The 1180-nt window shown below is 51.4% G+C and carries 1 protein-coding gene; it reads left to right on the forward strand.

Annotation, left to right across the window (positions count from 1 at the left end; translation table 11 throughout):
* The coding region (gene tuf, locus JK211_RS16740) for an elongation factor Tu (protein WP_212709744.1) at positions 1-1179 on the forward strand (1179 nt) is incomplete at its 5' end.
* Position 1180: the final 1 nt, after the last annotated feature.

Here is a 1180-nt window from a genome sequence, read left to right on the forward strand (position 1 = left end):
AAAGAGCAATTTCAACGTAACAAACCACACGTTAACGTCGGTACTATCGGCCACGTTGACCACGGTAAAACCACTCTGACTGCAGCAATCACTACCGTGCTGGCTAAACACTACGGCGGTGCAGCTCGTGACTTCGCGCAGATCGATAACGCGCCAGAAGAAAAAGCACGTGGTATTACCATCAATACTTCACACGTAGAATACGAAACCCCGACCCGTCACTATGCACACGTTGACTGCCCGGGCCACGCCGACTACGTTAAAAACATGATCACCGGTGCTGCACAGATGGACGGTGCAATCCTGGTTGTTGCTGCAACTGACGGCCCTATGCCTCAGACCCGTGAGCACATCCTGCTGGGCCGCCAGGTAGGCGTTCCTTACATCATCGTGTTCCTGAACAAATGTGACATGGTTGATGATGAAGAGCTGCTGGAACTGGTAGAAATGGAAGTCCGTGACCTGCTGTCACAGTACGACTTCCCTGGCGACGATACGCCAATCGTACGCGGTTCAGCGCTGAAAGCACTGGAAGGCGACGCAGCATGGGAAGAAAAAATCCTGGAGCTGGCTGGCTTCCTGGATTCTTACATTCCTGAGCCAGAGCGTGCAATCGACCTGCCATTCCTGCTGCCAATCGAAGACGTATTCTCAATCTCCGGTCGTGGTACAGTCGTTACCGGTCGTGTAGAGCGCGGAATCATCAAAGTCGGTGAAGAAGTTGAAATCGTTGGTATCAAAGATACTGCGAAATCAACCTGTACCGGTGTTGAAATGTTCCGTAAACTGCTGGACCAGGGTCAGGCGGGTGAGAACGTTGGCGTTCTGCTGCGTGGTATTAAACGTGAAGAAATCGAACGTGGTCAGGTCCTGGCAAAACCAGGTTCAATCAAGCCACACACTCAGTTCGAATCAGAAGTTTATATCCTGTCAAAAGACGAAGGCGGCCGTCATACTCCGTTCTTCAAAGGCTACCGTCCACAGTTCTACTTCCGTACAACTGACGTGACCGGTACCATCGAACTGCCGGAAGGCGTAGAGATGGTAATGCCAGGCGACAACATCAAAATGGTTGTTACCCTGATCCACCCAATCGCGATGGATGACGGTCTGCGTTTCGCAATCCGTGAAGGTGGTCGTACTGTAGGTGCTGGTGTTGTTGCTAAAGTTATCGCTTAAT

This window comes from Tatumella sp. JGM130 (genome assembly GCF_018257525.1).
In the GTDB taxonomy this organism is placed as follows: domain Bacteria; phylum Pseudomonadota; class Gammaproteobacteria; order Enterobacterales; family Enterobacteriaceae; genus Tatumella; species Tatumella punctata.